General features: G+C 71.9%; 16 protein-coding genes. 2 read left to right on the top strand and 14 right to left on the bottom strand.

All coding sequences use genetic code 11. The annotated features are described in order from the left end of the window. Positions 1 to 18: 18 nt before the first annotated feature. From ricT to tmk, 6 genes are all read right to left on the bottom strand, one after another. Positions 19 to 858 carry a regulatory iron-sulfur-containing complex subunit RicT gene (gene ricT, locus ABZU74_RS00805; protein WP_355416698.1) on the bottom strand — a complete coding sequence of 280 codons (840 nt, stop codon included), beginning with the start codon at positions 856 to 858 and terminating at the stop codon, positions 19 to 21. A gap of 332 nt (positions 859 to 1190) precedes the next feature. Next, positions 1191 to 1865: a hypothetical protein gene (locus ABZU74_RS00810; protein ID WP_355416701.1), complete on the bottom strand. Its 675-nt coding sequence runs from the start codon at positions 1863 to 1865 to the stop codon at positions 1191 to 1193. Next, entirely contained in the window at positions 1865 to 2170 is a 306-nt protein-coding gene (locus tag ABZU74_RS00815) for a hypothetical protein (protein WP_355416704.1), read from the bottom strand. Before ABZU74_RS00815 ends, ABZU74_RS00810 begins: the two co-directional genes overlap by 1 nt. Position 2171: 1 nt before the next feature. Then, positions 2172 to 2501: a YbaB/EbfC family nucleoid-associated protein gene (locus ABZU74_RS00820; protein WP_007454690.1), complete on the bottom strand. Its 330-nt coding sequence runs from the start codon at positions 2499 to 2501 to the stop codon at positions 2172 to 2174. A gap of 122 nt (positions 2502 to 2623) precedes the next feature. Next, complete coding sequence (locus ABZU74_RS00825) at positions 2624 to 3886, bottom strand: DNA polymerase III subunit delta' (protein WP_355416707.1); 1263 nt, start codon at positions 3884 to 3886, stop codon at positions 2624 to 2626. Then, on the bottom strand, positions 3886 to 5976 hold the full coding sequence (gene tmk, locus ABZU74_RS00830) for a dTMP kinase (protein WP_355418180.1): 2091 nt from the start codon (positions 5974 to 5976) through the stop codon (positions 3886 to 3888). Before tmk ends, ABZU74_RS00825 begins: the two co-directional genes overlap by 1 nt. A gap of 316 nt (positions 5977 to 6292) precedes the next feature. Here tmk and ABZU74_RS00835 point away from each other — a divergent pair, with 316 nt between their 5' ends. After that, a complete protein-coding gene (locus tag ABZU74_RS00835) occupies positions 6293 to 7501 on the top strand; it encodes an amino acid deaminase/aldolase (RefSeq protein WP_355416710.1) in 1209 nt (402 codons plus the stop codon). 50 nt (positions 7502 to 7551) lie between these two features. Here the strand turns inward: ABZU74_RS00835 and ABZU74_RS00840 are convergent, their stop codons facing one another. Continuing rightward, the gene (locus ABZU74_RS00840) at positions 7552 to 8157 is read right to left on the bottom strand and encodes a TetR family transcriptional regulator (protein WP_355416713.1); all 606 of its coding nucleotides are present in this window, start codon (positions 8155 to 8157) and stop codon (positions 7552 to 7554) included. A 226-nt stretch (positions 8158 to 8383) separates the two neighbouring features. On the opposite strand from ABZU74_RS00840, the gene ABZU74_RS00845 reads away from it, so the two are divergent. After that, positions 8384 to 9700: a D-arabinono-1,4-lactone oxidase gene (locus ABZU74_RS00845; RefSeq protein WP_355416716.1), complete on the top strand. Its 1317-nt coding sequence runs from the start codon at positions 8384 to 8386 to the stop codon at positions 9698 to 9700. Positions 9701 to 9793: 93 nt separating this feature from the next. Here ABZU74_RS00845 and ABZU74_RS00850 read toward each other — a convergent pair whose 3' ends face one another. The 7 genes from ABZU74_RS00850 to ABZU74_RS00880 form a co-directional block, all read right to left on the bottom strand. After that, positions 9794 to 10894, bottom strand: a complete 1101-nt coding sequence (locus tag ABZU74_RS00850; protein WP_355416719.1) for a GDSL-type esterase/lipase family protein — start codon at positions 10892 to 10894, stop codon at positions 9794 to 9796. Positions 10895 to 10910: 16 nt separating this feature from the next. Further along, positions 10911 to 11891, bottom strand: coding sequence for an NADPH:quinone reductase (locus ABZU74_RS00855; protein WP_355416722.1), 981 nt, complete (start codon positions 11889 to 11891; stop codon positions 10911 to 10913). Then, complete coding sequence (locus ABZU74_RS00860; protein ID WP_355416725.1) at positions 11891 to 12190, bottom strand: antibiotic biosynthesis monooxygenase; 300 nt, start codon at positions 12188 to 12190, stop codon at positions 11891 to 11893. Before ABZU74_RS00860 ends, ABZU74_RS00855 begins: the two co-directional genes overlap by 1 nt. Continuing rightward, entirely contained in the window at positions 12190 to 12816 is a 627-nt protein-coding gene (locus ABZU74_RS00865) for a TetR family transcriptional regulator C-terminal domain-containing protein (RefSeq protein WP_355416728.1), read from the bottom strand. Before ABZU74_RS00865 ends, ABZU74_RS00860 begins: the two co-directional genes overlap by 1 nt. 189 nt (positions 12817 to 13005) lie before the next feature. Beyond that, positions 13006 to 15840: a type I DNA topoisomerase gene (gene topA, locus ABZU74_RS00870; protein WP_355416731.1), complete on the bottom strand. Its 2835-nt coding sequence runs from the start codon at positions 15838 to 15840 to the stop codon at positions 13006 to 13008. 431 nt (positions 15841 to 16271) lie between these two features. Continuing rightward, positions 16272 to 17018, bottom strand: coding sequence for a hypothetical protein (locus tag ABZU74_RS00875; protein ID WP_355416734.1), 747 nt, complete (start codon positions 17016 to 17018; stop codon positions 16272 to 16274). Next, positions 17009 to 17548 carry a hypothetical protein gene (locus ABZU74_RS00880; protein WP_355416737.1) on the bottom strand — a complete coding sequence of 180 codons (540 nt, stop codon included), beginning with the start codon at positions 17546 to 17548 and terminating at the stop codon, positions 17009 to 17011. Before ABZU74_RS00880 ends, ABZU74_RS00875 begins: the two co-directional genes overlap by 10 nt. Positions 17549 to 17648 lie beyond the last annotated feature (100 nt).

Below are 17648 nucleotides of genomic sequence, written 5' to 3' on the forward strand. Positions count from 1 at the left end.
GGAGGGGCCGGGGTGGGGTTAGGGGGTGTAGCGCTGGTCGTGGGCTTGGCGGGAGCCGCAGACGTCGGCGCGGGAACACATGGAGCGCGAGCCGTCGGCGTCCAGGCGCACGGTCACCGCGTCGCGGGGGACGCTGTGGCCGACGACCCTGCCGTCACCCTCCGGGGTGGAGACCCGACTGCCGACCGCCGGGGCGGTCTCCTGAAAGCGCTGGTACAGCGGGTGCTCGTACTTGAGGCAGCACATCAGCCGACCACACGCTCCGGAGATGCGCAGCGGGTTGAGCGGCAGGTCCTGGTCCTTCGCCATCCGGATGGTCACCGGCTCGAAGTCGGTGAGGAACGTGGCGCAGCACAGGTCGCGACCGCAGGAGCCGATGCCGCCCTGCACCCGCGCCGAGTCGCGTGCGGAGAGCTGGCGCAGCTCCACCCGACAGTGCAGGGTCGCGCCCAGGTCACGGACCAGGGATCGGAAGTCCACCCGGTGCGGGGCGGTGAAGTACACGGTGCTGCGCTCGCCGCCGCTCTCGGCGGAGCCGAGCACATGGTCGACCGCCACCACCTTCATCGGCAGACCGTGGGAGCGGATCAGCCGTTTCGCGGCGACCTTTGCCTCGGCCTTACGCCGACGCAACGCCTCATCCCGGCGGAGGTCGTCGTCGCCGGCCAGCCCGACGAGGCGGGGGAAACCGTCGGTGTCCTCGGTCACCCACTGCGCGGCCCACACGCACTCCGCCACCTCGGGCCCGTCGTCGGTGGGCACCAACACCCGGTCGCCCACCTGCGGACGCAACTCACCGGGGTCGAGGTAGTAGAGGCGCCCGTACCGGTTGAAGCTGACCGCGCAGAGCATGCCCATCCCCCCACCCTACGACGGGTCACGGCGTGAAGCGCAGTGGCCGGCTACGCCCCGCTGCCATTCATGACCGTCGACTCGACCTATTGCCGGGCGTCCCGTCGTGCCATTGCTGCTCGCCCGGACGGTTGAATCCGGGGCCGGGCAGGAGACAAGACGTGCCTCGGCGGCGTTGAGTGGAGGCAGACCTGCGGGGGGTGCAGGGGGAAGACCACGGCGTCGCCGTGGGCGCCGGCTCAGGCCAGGCACCCACGAGCGACGCCGTGGCCTGTCCGGGGCAACACCCGTCACAGCCGGAGGGGCAATGCGACCCCGTCCGGAGGACGGCGATTCGGCTACCAGCCGACCCGGGTGGGCCGGTCGTAGCGCGGTCGCCCGTCGGTTGGCGGACGCCACGCGGTCTCGGCCAGGCTCGGCGCCCACTGCCGCAGCAGCGTCTCCGCGCCGTCGTACGCGACGCAGAGCACCGCGAGCACCCGTGCGCCGATCTCGGCCGCGTCGGCCACACCGGGCCCGACCGGCCCGGGGCGCGTCGACGCACCGGTGGCGGCGACCACGGCGACAGCTTCCGCCGAGCGGAGCACGTCGGCCAGTGTGCGGGCCAGCGCGAGACGGCTGCCCTCCACCCAGTCGGCGAGGGCGTCGGCGTAACCGGCGGTGGATTCGAGTCGCCCGACCAGGCTGTCCGGCCCCTCGTCGAGATGGCGCAGCAGCGCCACCCGCTGTTGCCCGTACGCCGTGGCGGCCGGGCCGGACCAGAGCACCGAGTCGGTGAGCGCGGCGGAGACGTCGTCGTACCCCCGGACCAGCCGGCGCACTGCGTGGCCGGCGCTGGCGAGCGGCACCGGCTGCAGGTCGAGGAAGCTGCGGACCGCGTCACCCGGCAGCACCTGCATGCGGCGCAGCAGCGGCCAGACCCGGTGCCCCTCGGGGACGCCGGCCGCGATCAGCGTGTCCACCCGGCGGAGCAGGTCGAGGCCGGGCTCGGCGAGCCGGTCCAGCGCGTCCATCACGGTTCTCCGGCGAGCCGGCGGCGGGCCGCCCGGTCGACCTCGGCGTAGCGGTCGGCGGCCTCCCGCACGGCAGCCGCGGCGGCGGCCAGTCGACCGGCGGCGGCGCGGGCCTCCCGGGCCCGGTCGTCGGTGGCGGTGGTCCACTGCCGGTGCAGCGCCCGACCGATCTCACCCGGGCGACCTGGCGCGTCGGTGCCGAACGCGGCCTGCGCCGGATCGCTGGCGGTGACGGTGTGTGAGACGAGTGTGAGCGTGGCGCTCGCCTCGTCCAGTCGGGCGGAGAGCGCGCGCAGTGTGTCCATCTCAGGCCCCCGCGAGCGGTCGGTAGGCGGCGAACGTCTCGTTGTGCAGCTTTTCCCGGGCCCATTCGGCGGCATCGGCGGCCGCGGTGACCGCGGCCTGCACCGAACCAGCCACGTCGCGCGGGCTGCGGGTGTGCAGTGGCCCGAGGAACCGGACGTCGGTGATTCGTCCACCGGCGGTGACCACCACCTCGACGAGGCCGTCCGGCGAGCGGACGGTCACCTCGACGGTCGACACCGCCTGGTCGAACTCGGCCTGGAGGGACTCGATCCGGCGGTAGCGCCGAACCGCCTCCTCGATCCAGGCTTCGTCGATCTCCCCCCGCGGCATCGGCCGACTCCTCCCGGGCGATCCATCACTCAGTGTGCTGCCACCGTCACCACGGCACAGGGACCGTACCGCACCGCAATCGGGCCTGTCGATGCCTGTGGACAACGGCCGGGAAGTGCGGGTCAGCCCTTCCAGAGGGCGAGCATCATGGCCTCGACCGCGATCCGTGGCTTGACGTTCGCCTCGATCGCGGCACGGCAGGCGAGCACGGCCTCCAGCCGGCGCAGCGACCCCTCGGCGTCCCACTTCTGCGCGCCGGCGCCGGCCAGCGCGGCCGTGTCGGTGTGCACCGGGGCGACGGGCGCGCGCAGGGCCATGGTGAGCGCGTCCCGGTAGAAGCCCGCCAGGTCGACAAGCGCCCGGTCCAGTGCGTCCCGCTGGGCCCGGGTGGCCCGCGACTTCTGCCGCTTCTCCAGCTCCTTGAGCTGACCGGCGGCACCCCGTATGGCGCCGGCGGCGCCCCGGCCGGTGCCGCCCGCGCCGAGCGCGGTCTCCAGCGCCGCCCGCTCGGTCGTGTCGGCCTCGGTGACCGACGCCTCGGCCTCCGCCTCGGCCGCCTCGATCAGCGCGGACGCCGCGTCGAACGCCGCGCCGACACCTGTCAACCGGCGGGGCACCGCGAGCACCGCCTCGCGCCGTTTGCGAGCCTCCGGGTCGCGGGCCAGCCGGCGGGCCCGACCCACGTGACCCTGCGCGGCCGCCGCCGCCCACTGCGCCACGTCGGGCGCGATGCCGTCCCGTCGAACCAGCACCTCGGCCACCGCGGTGGCCGGCGGCTGCCGCAGGGGTACGACACGACAGCGCGACCGGATGGTCACCGAGATGTCGTCCGGGTGGGTGGATGGGGCGCAGAGCAGGAAGACAGTCCGCGGCGGGGGCTCCTCGATCGCCTTGAGCAGCGCGTTGCCAGCGGCCTCGGTGAGCCGGTCGGCGTCCTCGATGATCACCACCTGCCAGCGCCCGCCGGACGGGGTGCTGGCCGCGCGGAGCACCAGAGCGCGCATCTCGCCGACGCCGATGGAGAGCCCTTCCGGCACCACCATCCGCACGTCGGCGTGGGTGCCGCCCATCGTGGTGTGGCAGCCGGGGCACTCGCCACAGCCGGTGCCGTGGACGCACTGGAGTGCGGCGGCGAACGCTCGTGCGGCGATCGAGCGGCCGGAGCCGGGTGGCCCGGTGAAGATCCACGCGTGCGTCATCCCGGCGGAGGGGTCCACCCCGCCGGTCGCGGCGTCGTCGGCCGCGAACGCGTCACCGCTGGCCGGGGCGGCGGGGACCAACGCTTGTGCGCCAGCACGCAGCACGGCGGCCGCCGCGGCTGCGGCACGCCGCAGCTCGACCACCGCCTCGTCCTGACCGACCAGGTCGGCGAAGACGTCCGGCATCAGGTCTTGTGCTCCATCGTCACCAGCTCCGCGTCGGATAACTCAGGTTGCACCGAGGTGTCCGGGCCCTGCGCCGGCCGCGGGTGCACGATGCCGCCCGGCTTGCCGAGCATCTCCTCGACCCGCCGGACCACCAGCGCGGTGATCTCGTGGGCCGGCCGGGACGCGTCGAGCACCAGGTAGCGCTTCGGGTCGGAGGCGGCGAGGTCGAGGAACGCGTACCGGACACGCTCGTGGAAGGCGATCGACTCGGCCTCCAACCGGTCGGTGCCGGTGTTGCGCGAGGTCACCCGGGACAGGCCGGTGCGCGGCTCGACGTCCAGCAGCACCACCAGGTCGGGCTTGAGGCCACCGGTGGCCCAGGAGGAGAGCCAGGAGACCTCGTCGACGGGCAGGGTCCGACCGGCGCCCTGGTACGCCAGGGACGAGTCGACGTACCGGTCACTGATCACCACGCCGCCCCTGACCAGCGCGGGCCGGACGACTGTGGCCACGTGGTGCGCCCGGTCGGCGGCGTAGAGCAGCGCCTCGGCCCGCGGCGACGGCGCGTCGTCGCCGGAGGTGTCCAGCACCAGTGACCGGATCCGCCGACCGACGCCGGTGGCCCCCGGCTCGCGGGTGACCACGACCTCCCGGCCCTGGCCGTGCAGCCGCTCGGAGAGCGCGGTGAGCTGGGTGGACTTCCCGGCGCCCTCGCCGCCCTCGAAGACCACGAAGAGCCCGGCGGAGACGAACGGCTCGGAGGGCATCAGCGGACGACCCCGGATGGAGCCCCAGAGGTCGGCGAGGACCGGTACGCCCTTCTTGTCGTCCATCTGGCCGAACGCGCTGATCCCGGCGAAGATGCCGGCGGCACCGGCGGCGAGCAGCAGCAGTCGGGTGGAGGAGACGGAGATGCCGAGGTCGGCGATTGTCAGTTTGCGGGATCCGCCGACACCGACCAGCACGCTGCTCAGCCCGATGGCCAGGATCAGCACCAGCCGGGTGCCGATCTGCACCACCGCGAAGACCCGGCCGCGCACCTCGTCGGCCACCTCGCCGCCCAACAGCGTGGTGCCGGCCAGGAAGGCCATCCCGGCACCGGCACCGACCAGCACCGCGCCGACGATCGCCATGGACAGGTGGATGGCGAAGGCGAGGGTCATCACGGCGGCGCTGGCCAGCACGATGCTCATGCCGAACCAGCGGCGTCGGGACATCTCCTTGACGATCATCGGGCCGAGCCCGATGCCGAGCGCCAGGCCGACGAAGATGGCACCGAAGAGCAGTGAGAACGCGGCATCACCGGCGCCCAGCGAGTTGGCGAAGAACTTGGCCGTACCGACCACGATGCCGCCACCGGCGAACGCGCCGAAGATGCCCAGCACCAGGCCGCGGACGAGCGGGGTCTGGCCGATGAACTTCCAGCCCTCGGAGAACTGCCGGAACATGCTCTGCTCGGAACGTTCGGCCTCGCCGCGTTGCGCCTCGCTGATCTCCTTGATCCCGAATGCCACCACAAGTGCGGTGGCGAGCCGGGAGAACGCGTTGAACCAGAGTGCGAGCTGGGCCGGCTCGGCCCAGGAGGGCAGGTCGCCGCCCACCGCGCCTCTGACCCCACGGTCGAGCACGGCAAGGCCGATGGCGGCGGCGACCGGGGTGAGGCCGTAGGTGGTGATCAGGGTGAGCTGGTTGGCCGCTTCCAGCCGGGCCCGCGGGATCAGGTTGGGGACCGCGGCCTCCTTGGCCGGGATCCAGAGCAGGGTGAGCGACTCGATCAGGAAGGTGGCGATCAGCGCCCAGCCGACCACCAGGCCGCCTGCGGCGCCGCTGAGGGCGTAGAGCGGAATGGAGGCGAAGAGCACGAAGCGCAGCAGGTCGCAGATGACCATCGTCCAGCGTCTGTCGAACCGGTCGGCGAAGACGCCGGCCACCGGGCCGAGCACCAGCGCGGGCAGCAGCCGGATCGCGGTCACCCCGCCGAACGCGGCGCCCTGGGCGGTGCTGCCCTGCACCTGCGAGGCGGCGAAGAGGGCGGTGGCCAGCAGGCCGAGCCAGTCACCGAAGGAGGCCGCGCCGAGCACGATCCAGAGCCGGCGGAACGGCCGGATGCGCAGGACGGCACGGATCGCGGCATAACCGGACGGATCAACCTGACCGCCGTTGGGCTGCTTGGCGGCGTTGGCCGACTGGTCGTCCGAGCCCGACACGCCGGGCGACTCGCCGCTGTTCTGGCTTTCGATGGCCGTACCTCCACGTGCCGGCCCATCGCTGGGCACCTCCGGTGCAACACTCTAGACCCGGTGGGGGCCACCCCTCGGGCGACATTCTCCTGCTCGCTGAGCCTAGGCCGCCGAAGGTACCGACCGCAGCCCGGACGTATGCGAGGGTATTTCGCATTCGCCGTCAGACAGTTAGCGTGCACACGTGGCCATCGAAAGCGACAAACTTCGCGAGCGCCTGGATCGGGCGACCGCCCACCTCGACCCCCCGTACGCGGTGGTCGACCTCACCGCCTTCGACGCCAATTCGGCCGCCCTGGCCGATCGCGCCGCCGGAAAGCCGGTCCGCCTGGCCAGCAAGTCGGTCCGCGGCCGGGAATTGATCAGTCGAGCCCTCGCCCGGCCCGGCTGGCAAGGCGTGATGGCGTTCACAGTGCCCGAGGCGATCTGGCTGGTCCGCGCCGGCGTCAGCGACGACGTGCTGGTCGCGTACCCGAGCGTGGACCGGGCCGCCCTCGCCGAGTTGGGCGCCGACCCGACGCTCGCCGCCGCGATCACCCTGATGATCGACGGCACCGGGCAACTGGACTTCATCGACGCCGTCCGAGCCCCGGGCCAGCGTGCCGAGCTACGGCTCTGCCTGGATCTGGACGCCTCCTGGCGACCGCTGCGGGGTCGGGTGCACGTCGGCGTCCGCCGCTCACCGGTGCACAGCGCACGTGCGGCCGGCGCGCTCGCCGCCACCATCGCCGGGCGGCCCGGCTTCCGGCTGGTCGGGCTCATGTCGTACGAGGCGCAGATCGCCGGCCTGGGCGACGCGCCGCCGGGGCAGACGCTGCTGGCAGGCGCGATCAGGCTGGCCCAGCGCAGCTCGTACCGCGAGTTGCTGGCCCGCCGTGGTGCGGCGGTCGCCGCGGTACGCGAGCACGCCGACCTGGAATTCGTCAACGGCGGCGGCACCGGCAGCGTGGCAGCGACCAGCGCCGATCCCGCGGTCACCGAAATCACCGCGGGATCGGGCCTGTACGGTCCGACGCTGTTCGACGCCTACCGCGCCTGGCGGCCCACCCCGGCGGCGTTCTTCGCCTGCGCGGTGGTCCGACGACCGACGCCGGAGTTGGCGACGGTGCTCGGCGGTGGCTGGATCGCCTCCGGCCCGGCCGCCGACAGTCGACTGCCCCGGCCGTGGCTACCGGCGGGGCTGAAGCTGGTCGGCACCGAGGGCGCCGGCGAGGTGCAGACTCCGCTGTCCGGAGCGGCGGCGGCCGGGCTACGCGTCGGCGACCGGGTGTGGTTCCGGCACGCCAAGGCAGGTGAGCTGTGTGAACGGGTCAACGAGCTGCACCTGGTCGAGGGGGACGCGGTCGTGGCGACCGTTCCCACCTACCGGGGTGAGGGGCAGGCCTTCCTCTGAGGGCGGGCAGCCGCCCCCACCGCCGGCCGAGGCCCCCACCCCGCGCCGACTCAGGCGGGCTGGGCCACCTCGGCCTGCTTCCCGGCGGTGGACCGGCTGTTGTCCGGGCCGTCGACCTGGCGGTGCAGGTACTCCCGGATCAATGCCTTCGCCTCCAGCAGCACCCGCTCGTCGCCGTCGGACTTCCGGCGGAACGCGAGCTTGATCAGCGCGTCCGCCGCCTCGACCGCGATCTCCAGCACGAAGCGCAGCTGGGGCACGTCGGTGAGCCCGAAACGCTCGGTGAGCACCCGGGCCAACTGGTCGGCGATCACGCCGTTGTTGTCCCGCTGCTCGTCGAGCAGGTGCAGGTCGACCACGTCGCCGAAGTGCAGGGTCCGGAAGCCGGGGACGGTGCGGTGCATCGTGATGTACTCGTCGATGCCCGCGTCGACGCCGTCCCACCAGTGGGTCATCTCGTCGGACGCGAACCGCTCGTCGAGGCGCTGAAGGTAGGACTCCATGGTCCGCAGGGTCAGCGCCTGCACGATCGCCCGCTTGTCCGGAAAGAACTGGTAGACCGACCCGATCGCCACCTCGGCCCGCTCGGCGAGCAGGGTGGTGGTCAGCCCCTCGTACCCCACCTCGTCGACGAGTTCGGCGCAGGCATCCAACATGCGCTGTACCCGCGCGACACTTCGACCTTGCACCGGTACGCGGCGCAGCGGCCCGGTCGTGGCGGCTGGTGTGGACACTCTGCGCCACCCCCCTTCGACGGATGAACATATCTCCACGTCACGAGTCCGTGACTACCGGTACAACGAGCGGATCGCAATTGCGGTATTTACCAGCTAGAACGTTCCTGATATGAAGTCAGTTCATATTCATGAATGAGGAGCGCCCATGGTCCGCACCGCACCGCTCGGGGCTGGATGGTCCAACTGGGCCGGGAACCAGCGTGGCAGCGCCAGCGCGATCCTGCGCCCAGGCTCGCCGACCGACGTCGCAGAAGCCGTCTCATCCGCCGCCGCCGACGGTGGTCGGATCCGGGTGACGGGCAGCGGCCACTCCTTCACCGCCGTCGCGCTCGCCGACGACCGTCGGATGGACCTGTCCGAGCTGGACACCATGGTCAGCGTTGACGTCGCCCACCGACTGGTCACCGTACCGGCGGGAATGACCCTGCACGCGCTCAACGGCCTGCTCGCCCGGCACGGCCTCGCGCTGCCCAACCTCGGCGACATCGACGCGCAGACCGTCGCCGGGGCGATCTCCACCGGCACCCACGGCACCGGCGCCGGCTACGGCTGCCTCTCCACCTTCGTCGAGGCGATCACACTGGTCACCGGCACCGGCGAGGTGCTGCGCTGCTCCGCCGACGAGCATCCCGACGTCCTCGCCGCCGCCCGGGTGTCACTGGGCGCGCTCGGCGTCCTGGTCGAGGTGACCCTGCGCTGCGTGGACGCCTTCGTCCTACGCGCCCACGAACGCCCGGCCGAACTGGCCAACGTGCTCGGCGAACTGCCCGAGCTGATCGGCCGGCACGACCACGTCGAGTTCTACTGGTTCCCGTACACGTCCCGGGTCCAGGTCAAGGCCAACGACCGGGTGCCCGCCAACGACCGGCCGCTGTCCCGCTGGCGCGGCTGGATGGACGACGACTTCCTGTCCAACCGGGTCTTCGCCGGGGCCTGCCGACTCGGCCGGGCCGTGCCCGCGCTGGCTCCGGGCATCAGCGCGGTCTCCGCCCGCGCCCTCACCGAGCGCCAGTACACCGGCCGCTCCGACCGGGTCTTCTGCACCCCGCGCCGGGTCCGCTTCGTGGAGATGGAGTACGGCCTGCCCCGCGAGGCGTTGCCCGAGGCGCTGGCCGCGCTCCGGCGGATCGTGGACGGTCTGCCGTTCAAGGTGCTCTTCCCGGTGGAGGTGCGGTTCACCGCCGCCGACGACATCTGGCTGTCGCACGGCTACGGCCGGGACAACGCCTACATCGCCGTGCACCAGTACGTCGGCATGCCGTACGAGCCGTACTTCCGGGCCTTCGAAGAGGTGGCCGCCGGGCTGGACGGCCGCCCACACTGGGGCAAGCTGCACTACCGCGACGCCGCCTCGCTGGCCAGGGCGTACCCCCGATTCGCGGACTTCCAGGCCGTCCGCGACCGGCTCGACCCCCACCGCGTCTTCACCAACCCTCACCTGAACCACGTCCTCGGCGCCTGAGGTTCGGGCCAAGATCCGCGCACCATCGGGACTTCCGAGTGTCGGAGGCCGCAACATCCGGGACGTTGCTCGGATCTTGGCGCCGGCGGCGGCCTAGAGCACGAGATCGTCCAGGTCGACGGCACCGGCCATCGCCTCGGCGCCCTTGTCGTTCAGGTGCATGCCGTCGCCGCTGTCCAGCGCGGGGTGGATGTGGTCGAGGGCGTGTGGGTTCGCGACGGCGCGCGCCACGTCGAAGACGGCATCGAAGGTGTCTGTCGTGCGGATCCAGTCGTTGACCTCCCGTCGGACGGCGAGGCCCTCCGTAGTGCTGATCTCGGGTCCGGCGCCCGCGAACGGACCGATGGTGGCAGCGAGGATCTTCAGGCCCGCGTGGTGGGCGCGGTCGGCCAGCGTGCGGAAGCCGTCGACCAGGTCGCCGGCGGTGACCGGAGGTTCGCCCAGCATGCCGGGTAGACCCAGGTCGTTGATGCCGAAGTGGACCAGGACATGGGTCACCGCCGGCACCGAGAGGACGTCCCGGTCGAAGCGGGCCAGCCCGTGTTCGCCGACCGTGTCGCGCAGCAGCCGGTTACCGGCGATGCCCTGGTTGACGACCCAACCACGCTTCAGTCGCCGGTTGAGGAAGTCGACCGAGCGGCGGTTGGCGCTCGTCGTGGTGCCGACGCCCTCGAACCAGGAGTCACCGAAGGCCACGCCGACGGCGGTGCCGGGCGGGGCGAGCACGTCGACGCCCGAGAGGTAGAACCGGGCCTCGACCTGCTCGGTCCACTGTGGCTGGGGAGCCGTCACCTGGTTGCCGTCGGCTATCCGGGTGAGTTCCGCCGGCCTGTGGGAGTAGGTGGCGAGGTCGGTCCGCTCCGGGAGGTGGAGGCTCACGACCAGGTCCGCGCCGGCGGCCACCGGAGTCCCGACCGGGTCCGTGACGACTTCCTCGCCCGCCGGTATGACGCGCTGCGCAGCACCGTCGAAGGTGAGTGCGACCGGCCGGCCACCGACGACGACAGTGGCGGCCCCGACGGTCAACGGGGTACGCCCGAAGCGGTTCGTCAGGCGTACGCGGAAGGCGTCCCCACCGCCGGCCAGGTGCAGCACCTGACGAACTGTCTGATCGGCGAAGCTGCGAGGTTCGCTGAACTGGAGTCGGTCGTACGGACTGATCACGGCGGTGCGGAACCCGGCTGTCCAGATCATTGTCGTTCCGTGCCCTTCAGATATCCAGGACGATCCGGCCGCCGGCCGACCCGTGCTCGACCATTTCGTGTGCCTCGGCGATCTCCGTCAGGGGCAATCGGGCGGCAATCGGGTAGCGCAGGTCACCGGCGACCAGCGCGGCCGTCAGTTCGATGGCGGCGGCCTCGTTCGCCGACTCCGGGAAGTCGTCGTTGCTGAGGAAACGCACAGTGATGTTCTGGAAGCCGAGCGGCCAGTACGGGATGGCCGGCTCGGCGGCGACCGTCGCGTACGTGGCGATGACGCCGCCGTTGCGAAGGATCTGCAGGTTGGTCGCCAGGTTGGCGTCGAAGGCCAGCTCGGCGACGCGGTCGATCGGTTCCCCACCAATGTGGTCGAGGATCCTGGTGGCGACATCGCCACCGACGGTGTCGACCGCGTGGTGCGCGCCCGCGGCCAGTGCGTGTTCGACCTGGTCGGGCCTACGGACTGTCGCGATCACCAGGGCGCCCGCCCGCCGGGCCACCGCCAACGCGGCCCGTCCGACCGCGCCGAGGGCGCCGGTGACGACGACCCGTTGCCCGCCTACCGGACCGTCCGCGAAGATCGCCCGGTGGGCGGTGATGCCCGGGATGCCGAGCCCGGCGGCCTGCTCGTACGGCACCTCCGCCGGCAGCGTCACGGCGTGCCGGGCCGGCACGACCGTGTACTCGGCGGCGGTGCCGAACGGGCGGTACGACTGCGCGAGGTAGACCCAGACCCGTTCGCCGACGCGGGACGGTTCGACACCCGGCCCGACCGCGTCGATCACCCCGGCACCGTCGCCGTGCGGGACGACCCGGGGAAACGACATTGTGGACCCCCACCATCCCTGCCGTTTACCAAGGTCACCGACGTGAATCCCGGACACCGACACCCGCACCCGGACCTCGCCCTCGCCCGGCTGCGGGTCGGGCAGCTCACCGACCTGGAGCACCTCGCGCGGCGGGCCCTGCCGGTCGAACCACGCCGCGCGCATCAGGCACCCGTCGCTTCGGTGGTGGTGCCCTCCTCGACGCTGACCACCGACTCGATCAGGGAGAAGAAGGTCTGGATGCCGGGACGGTCCGCGCCTCGGCGCCGCGATTCGGCGAAGTCCTCAGAGGAGCCCCAGAAGACGATGTCCAGCCATTCGTCCGCCGACACCCGGACCAGCCGCGCTTCGAGGAACCCGGCGCGGTCGGCCGCGAAGTCGCGCAGCATCGCCGGCCGTGCGGCCAGCAGAGCCTCGGCACGCTCTGCGGGCACCCGGAAACGGGTGATCTCGACGGTGGCCATCATTCCTCGATCCGGTCGGCACTGGGCGTTGAACTCTTGACACCTAACATCAGCCGGAGCTGGGCCAGCAGGACATCCTGGAACTCCGCGGGCGACGGCGTGGGATGGTGCTGCACGCGAGACACGATCAATCCGGCCAGCGCCGACAGCAGCAGATCCGTCACCGCTCCGGCGTCGTGAGCCAGCTCGAACGCGCCCCGCTCAGCGCCCTCCCGTACGGCGGCCAGAAACGGCGCCCGGTAACGCGTCTGCACCTCCGCGCTGTAGTGGCGGAGTTCGTCGTCGCGCATCGCGGACCGCCAGAACTCGACGAGGATCTGCCGGGTGCTCTCCGAGTTGTGCAGACTCCGGTCCACCAGCGCGACAAGTCGGCGCCACGGATCGGCTTCGGCGGCGGACACCGCTCGTAGGGCGTCCACCTCCCGGTCGGTGAACACCTGCATCGCCTCGATGACCATGTCCTCGCGCGAACCGAAGTAGGTCTGCAAGGTGCTGATCGCGACGCCCCCGGCCATCGACACGTCGGCGAACCGCGTGTTCTCGTATCCGCGGGCAGCGAGCACGCCCGCCACGGCGTCGAGAACGGCGTCCCGCTTCTCCCCGCCGGCACGCCGCTTCCGAATCACCTCGACCCCAGCGGGCGCGGGTCGCACATCGTCGGCATGGCCATACGGTACGACGGTACCGGCGAAGCGGCGAACGCTTCCCCGGCGGGCGTGACACGGAACACCCTCATGCAGGCCGAATCCACCGCGAGCCGCAGACCAGCGCCGGCCGCCCCACCACAGTGTCACACGGATCAGGGCGAAGCGCGGTTACTCGGTGCTGGTGGCGGCCTTGCGCGGGGCGGCCTTCTTGGCCGGCGCCTTCTTGGCCGCCGTCGCCTTCGCCGTGGTCGTCTTCTTCGCGGCCGTGGACTTGCTGGCGGCGGCCGTCTTCTTGGTGGCCGTGGCCTTCTTGGCAGGGGCCTTCTTCGCCGCCGCCTTCTTTCGTGGCGCCGGACCCTTCGCCCGCTTCTCGGCCAACATCTCGGACGCCTCCGCGAGGCTCAACGCCTCCGGCGTCTGCCCGCGCCGCAGCGACGCGTTGAACTCGCCATCGGTCACGTACGGGCCGAACCGGCCGTCCTTGATCACCAATGGCTTCTCGGTCGCCGGGTCCACGCCCATCTCGCGCAGCGGCGGCGCAGCGGCTCGCCGTCCACGGGCCTTCGGGGCGGCCAGCAGAGCCAGCGCCTCGTCCAGGCCGACAGTGAACATCTGGTCCTCGGACTCGAGCGAACGGAACTCCTCGCCCCGCTTGACGTACGGGCCGTACCGACCGTTGTTCGCGAAGACCTCGACGCCGTCCGGCGCGACACCGATCAGCCGGGGAAGGCTGAGCAGCTTGAGCGCCTCCTCCAGGGTCAGCGAGTCCGGTGTCTGCGTACGCAGCAGCGACGACTTCCGCTCACCACTGGAAACGTACGGGCCGAACCGGCCGGACTTGAGCACGATCGGCTCGCCGGTGGCGGGGTCGTCTCCGAGCTTGCGCTCGCCGCTGCCGCCGAGGAACAGCTCGTGCACCTTCTCCGGGGTCAGCTCGTCCGGGGCCAGGCCCTCAGGGATCGGCGCCCGGTCACCCTGGCTGCCGCCCTCCTCGCCCTCACCCGCAGCCGCTGCCGGCTGCTCGCCGCCGGGCAGCTCCCGTTGCAGGTACGGCCCGTAGCGGCCGACCCGCACCACCACCTCGCGGCCGTCGTCGTCGGTGAAGAGCGGGATGGAGTTGACGCTGCGGGCGTCGATGTCGCTGAGGTTCTCGGTGACCAGCTTCTTGAGCCCGCCGGAACGGGCGATGTCCTGGTCCCCGGCGCCGTTGGAGCTGCCGAAGTAGAACGCGGTGAGGAAGTCGACAGCGGCGTGGTCGCCGCCGGCGATCTCATCCAGCTCGTTCTCCATGGTGGCCGTGAAGTCGTAGTCGATCAGGCGCGGGTAGTGCCGCTCCATCAGCCCGATCACCGCGAAGGCCAGGAAGGTCGGGATCATCGCCTGACCGCGCTTGGTGACGTACCCCCGGTCCTGGATCGTCTGCATGATCGACGCGTAGGTGGACGGGCGGCCGATGCCCAGCTCTTCCAGGGCCTTGACCAGCGACGCTTCCGTGTAGCGCGACGGCGGCTGGGTGTGGTGGCCCTGCGCGGCCAACTCGTCGGCGGTCAGCGGCTGGTCCTTGACCAGTGTGGGCAGCCGGCGCTCGGCGTCCTCGGCCTCGGCGTTCTCGTCGTCGCTGGACTCGACGTACGCCCGCAGGAAGCCCGGGTCGGTGATGGTCTTGCCGGTCGCGCCGAAGTCGGCTTCCTCCTGGGAGGTGGAGACCGCCCGGATGCGCACCGACACGCTGGAGCCGACCGCGTCGGTCATCTGCGAGGCGATGGTGCGCCGCCAGATCAGCTCGTAGAGCTTGAATTCCTCGGCGGACAACTCCTTGGCCACCTCGCCCGGGGTGCGGAAGTTGTCCCCCGCCGGGCGGATCGCCTCGTGCGCCTCCTGCGCGTTCTTCACCTTGCCGGTGTAGCGGCGCGGCTCCGGCGGAACGCTGCGCTCGCCGTACAGCTCGACGATCTGTCGGCGGGCCGCCGAGATGGCGGTCTCCGACAGGTTCACCGAGTCGGTACGCATATAGGTGATGTAACCGTTCTCGTACAGGCGCTGCGCGGTGCGCATCGTCTGCTGCGAGGACAGGCGCAGCTTGCGGGCCGCCTCCTGCTGGAGGGTAGAGGTGATGAACGGCGCGTACGGGCGACGGCGGTAGGGCTTCTCCTCGACCCGGGTGACGGTGAACGGCCGCCCCTCCAGCCGGGCCGCGAGACCCCGGGCACCGCCCTCGTCGAGGTGCACGACGCCGGCGCCGGCCCGGACCCGGCCGGTGGTCGGCTCGAAGTCCTTACCGGTGGCGATCCGGTCGCCGTTCAGGGCGATCAGGGTGGCGTTGAACGCGCGCGGGCCCTCGCCGGCGTTGGCCACCGCGAGAGTGGCCAGGATGTCCCAGTATTCGGCGGTGCGGAAGGCCATCCGCTGCCGTTCCCGCTCAACCACGATGCGGGTCGCCACGGACTGCACCCGGCCGGCCGAGAGCCTCGGCATGACCTTCTTCCACAGCACCGGGGAGACCTCGTACCCGTACAGGCGGTCGAGGATCCGGCGGGCCTCCTGGGCATCGACCAGGTCTCGGTCGATCTCCCGCGGGTTGGCCACCGCCGCCTGGATCGCCGGCTTGGTGATCTCGTGGAAGACCATCCGCTTTACCGGCACCTTGGGCTTGAGCGTCTCGACCAGGTGCCAGGCGATCGCCTCGCCCTCGCGGTCCTCATCCGTCGCCAGGAAGATCTCGTCGACCTCCTTGGCCAGCTTGACCAGCTTGCTGATCTGCTGCCTACGGTCGGCGGAGACGACGTAGAGCGCGTGGAAGCCGTTGTCGACGTCCACCCCGAGCCGGGCCCAGGGCTCCTTCTTGTATTTGGCCGGCACATCGGCGGCGTTGCGCGGCAGGTCGCGGACGTGACCGAAGCTGGCCTCCACGACGTACCCCGGACCAAGGTAGCCCGAGATCGTCTTGGCCTTCGCCGGTGACTCGACGATGACCAGACGGGTGGTTCCAGCGTTGCTTGGCACGTCTCTCCCCGACCTCACTCCTGCTCGTGGCCTGCCGGCGCCCGGACAGCGACCGCTTTCGACCCCGCCGTCGCACCGGCGGTCCGGATGTCCAACGTAACGCGCCGCCCGCGTTTCGGGTTCGCGGGCCGCAAACCGCTTCGACGTGGCGGTCGACACCGCCCCGCCGCGCTCGGCACTGCCGGACGGCGCCACCGTACACCGTGGGTAGGGCTCGAAGCGGGTCACTGTGACGATGGCGGACCCACGACCGAGGTCCGACCCGCCCGTTTTCCGCCTTGATCGACCCGCCGGCTGTCCGGCACCGGACACCGGAAGCGCGCGTCCCCGCCACGTCGATCATGGACTTGTGGTGGGCGTTTTAACCCCGGACGAGAAGTACGTCCACCACCACAACTGCAAGATCGACGGGGTGGAATGGGGCGGGGCAGTCAGGACGGCCAGGCTTCCGGCGGTGCCGCTCGCGGGGGCCCGCCGACCAGCTCAGCCAGCCGGGCGAGCCGGCGGCGGCCGGTGATCCGGTAGGCCGGGCCGCCGTCCTCAGGGCCGAGCAGGGTGCCCGCGAGGCCGGCGGCGGCGAGCGCCACCCCGATCGGCTCCCAGCACTCCTGGTCGTCGGCGCCGAGCCGCAGCAGACAGGCATCCGGAGGCTCCGGCGCCCCGGCCGCGGCGAGCCACAGCCGCAGCCGCCGGCCGGTCAGGTGGAAGGCGGCCGGCGGGCGTTTCGTCGTACCGTGCAGCCAGGCGGCCGCGAGCGGCTTCAAGACCCGGGTGTACGACGTCCGAACGGCGTGTCGCTCGCCCTCGGTCGGCTCCCAGCTCGCCGCCAGCCCGCGCGACGCCAGTTCGGCGACGAGCACGTGCACCCGCCAGGCGGCGTCCACCTGCACCGAGAGACGGGCGGTGCCGCCCATCCGGACCACCTCACCAGGCCCGGCGAGCAACCCGGCCAGGTCCGCGACTGCTGGTTCGGCCGCATCCGCGCCGAAGAAGACGAGTTGCCGGCCCGCGTCGTCACCCTGGGACGTGCCGTGCCGGGGGGAGCCGTGCTGCGCCGGGCCGGTCTGCGGCGCGCCGGCGCGGCGTCGCCCGGGAGTGGGCGTGTCGGACTCGGGCGCGGGGAACAGCGCCGGGGGCGGCTGGGCCTTCCCGGTGTCACCGAGCCCGCTCAGCGACACTCCGGCACCTCGTCGAATGCCTGTTTCAACTCCTCGGAGTTGAGTTTGCTGGTGTCCAGCGCGCTGGCGTCGTACTCCTTGTTGAGGGTCTCCACGGCGGCCCGCACGCCGTCGTAGAAGACCGTCGGCTCGCCGGTGCCCAGGCCGTCGATGGTGTCCCGGGCGCGGCCGTACGCGTCCCGCATCTTCCCCAGCGAGCTGCGGAAACCCGCGGAGATGGCCTCGCCGTTCTCGGCCTCCGGGACGCCCGCCTTCTCCACCTTGCGGCGCGCGGCCTCGCTGGCCTGCTCCGCCCCTTCGAAGAGCCGCACCAGGTTCTCCTTGGCCTGCGCCGGCGTGGTCTGCGCGGTCATCTGCTCGTCGGTGCTGCTGGTCAGCTTGTTGATCTCGGAGCGCCACGGGGTGAGCGCGCCGCAGACCGAGGCCGCCCAGGCCCGAGGGCTGGGGCCCCCGCCGCAGCCGGCCAGGACGACGATCGTGGCCAGGACCACCGTGAACTTTCCGGCGGCAGACGCCCGGCACGTACGCATGCGTTGCAGCGTACGGCCTTTGGCCAGGTGTGGCATCGGGCCGGACGGCCGGGGTCCCCGGTCGACGGGCTACGTCGACCGGGGACCCCGGACCGGCCCT

Origin of the sequence: Micromonospora sp. NPDC005171 (assembly GCF_040608575.1) — a bacterium.
Taxonomy (GTDB): Bacteria; Actinomycetota; Actinomycetes; order Mycobacteriales; family Micromonosporaceae; genus Micromonospora.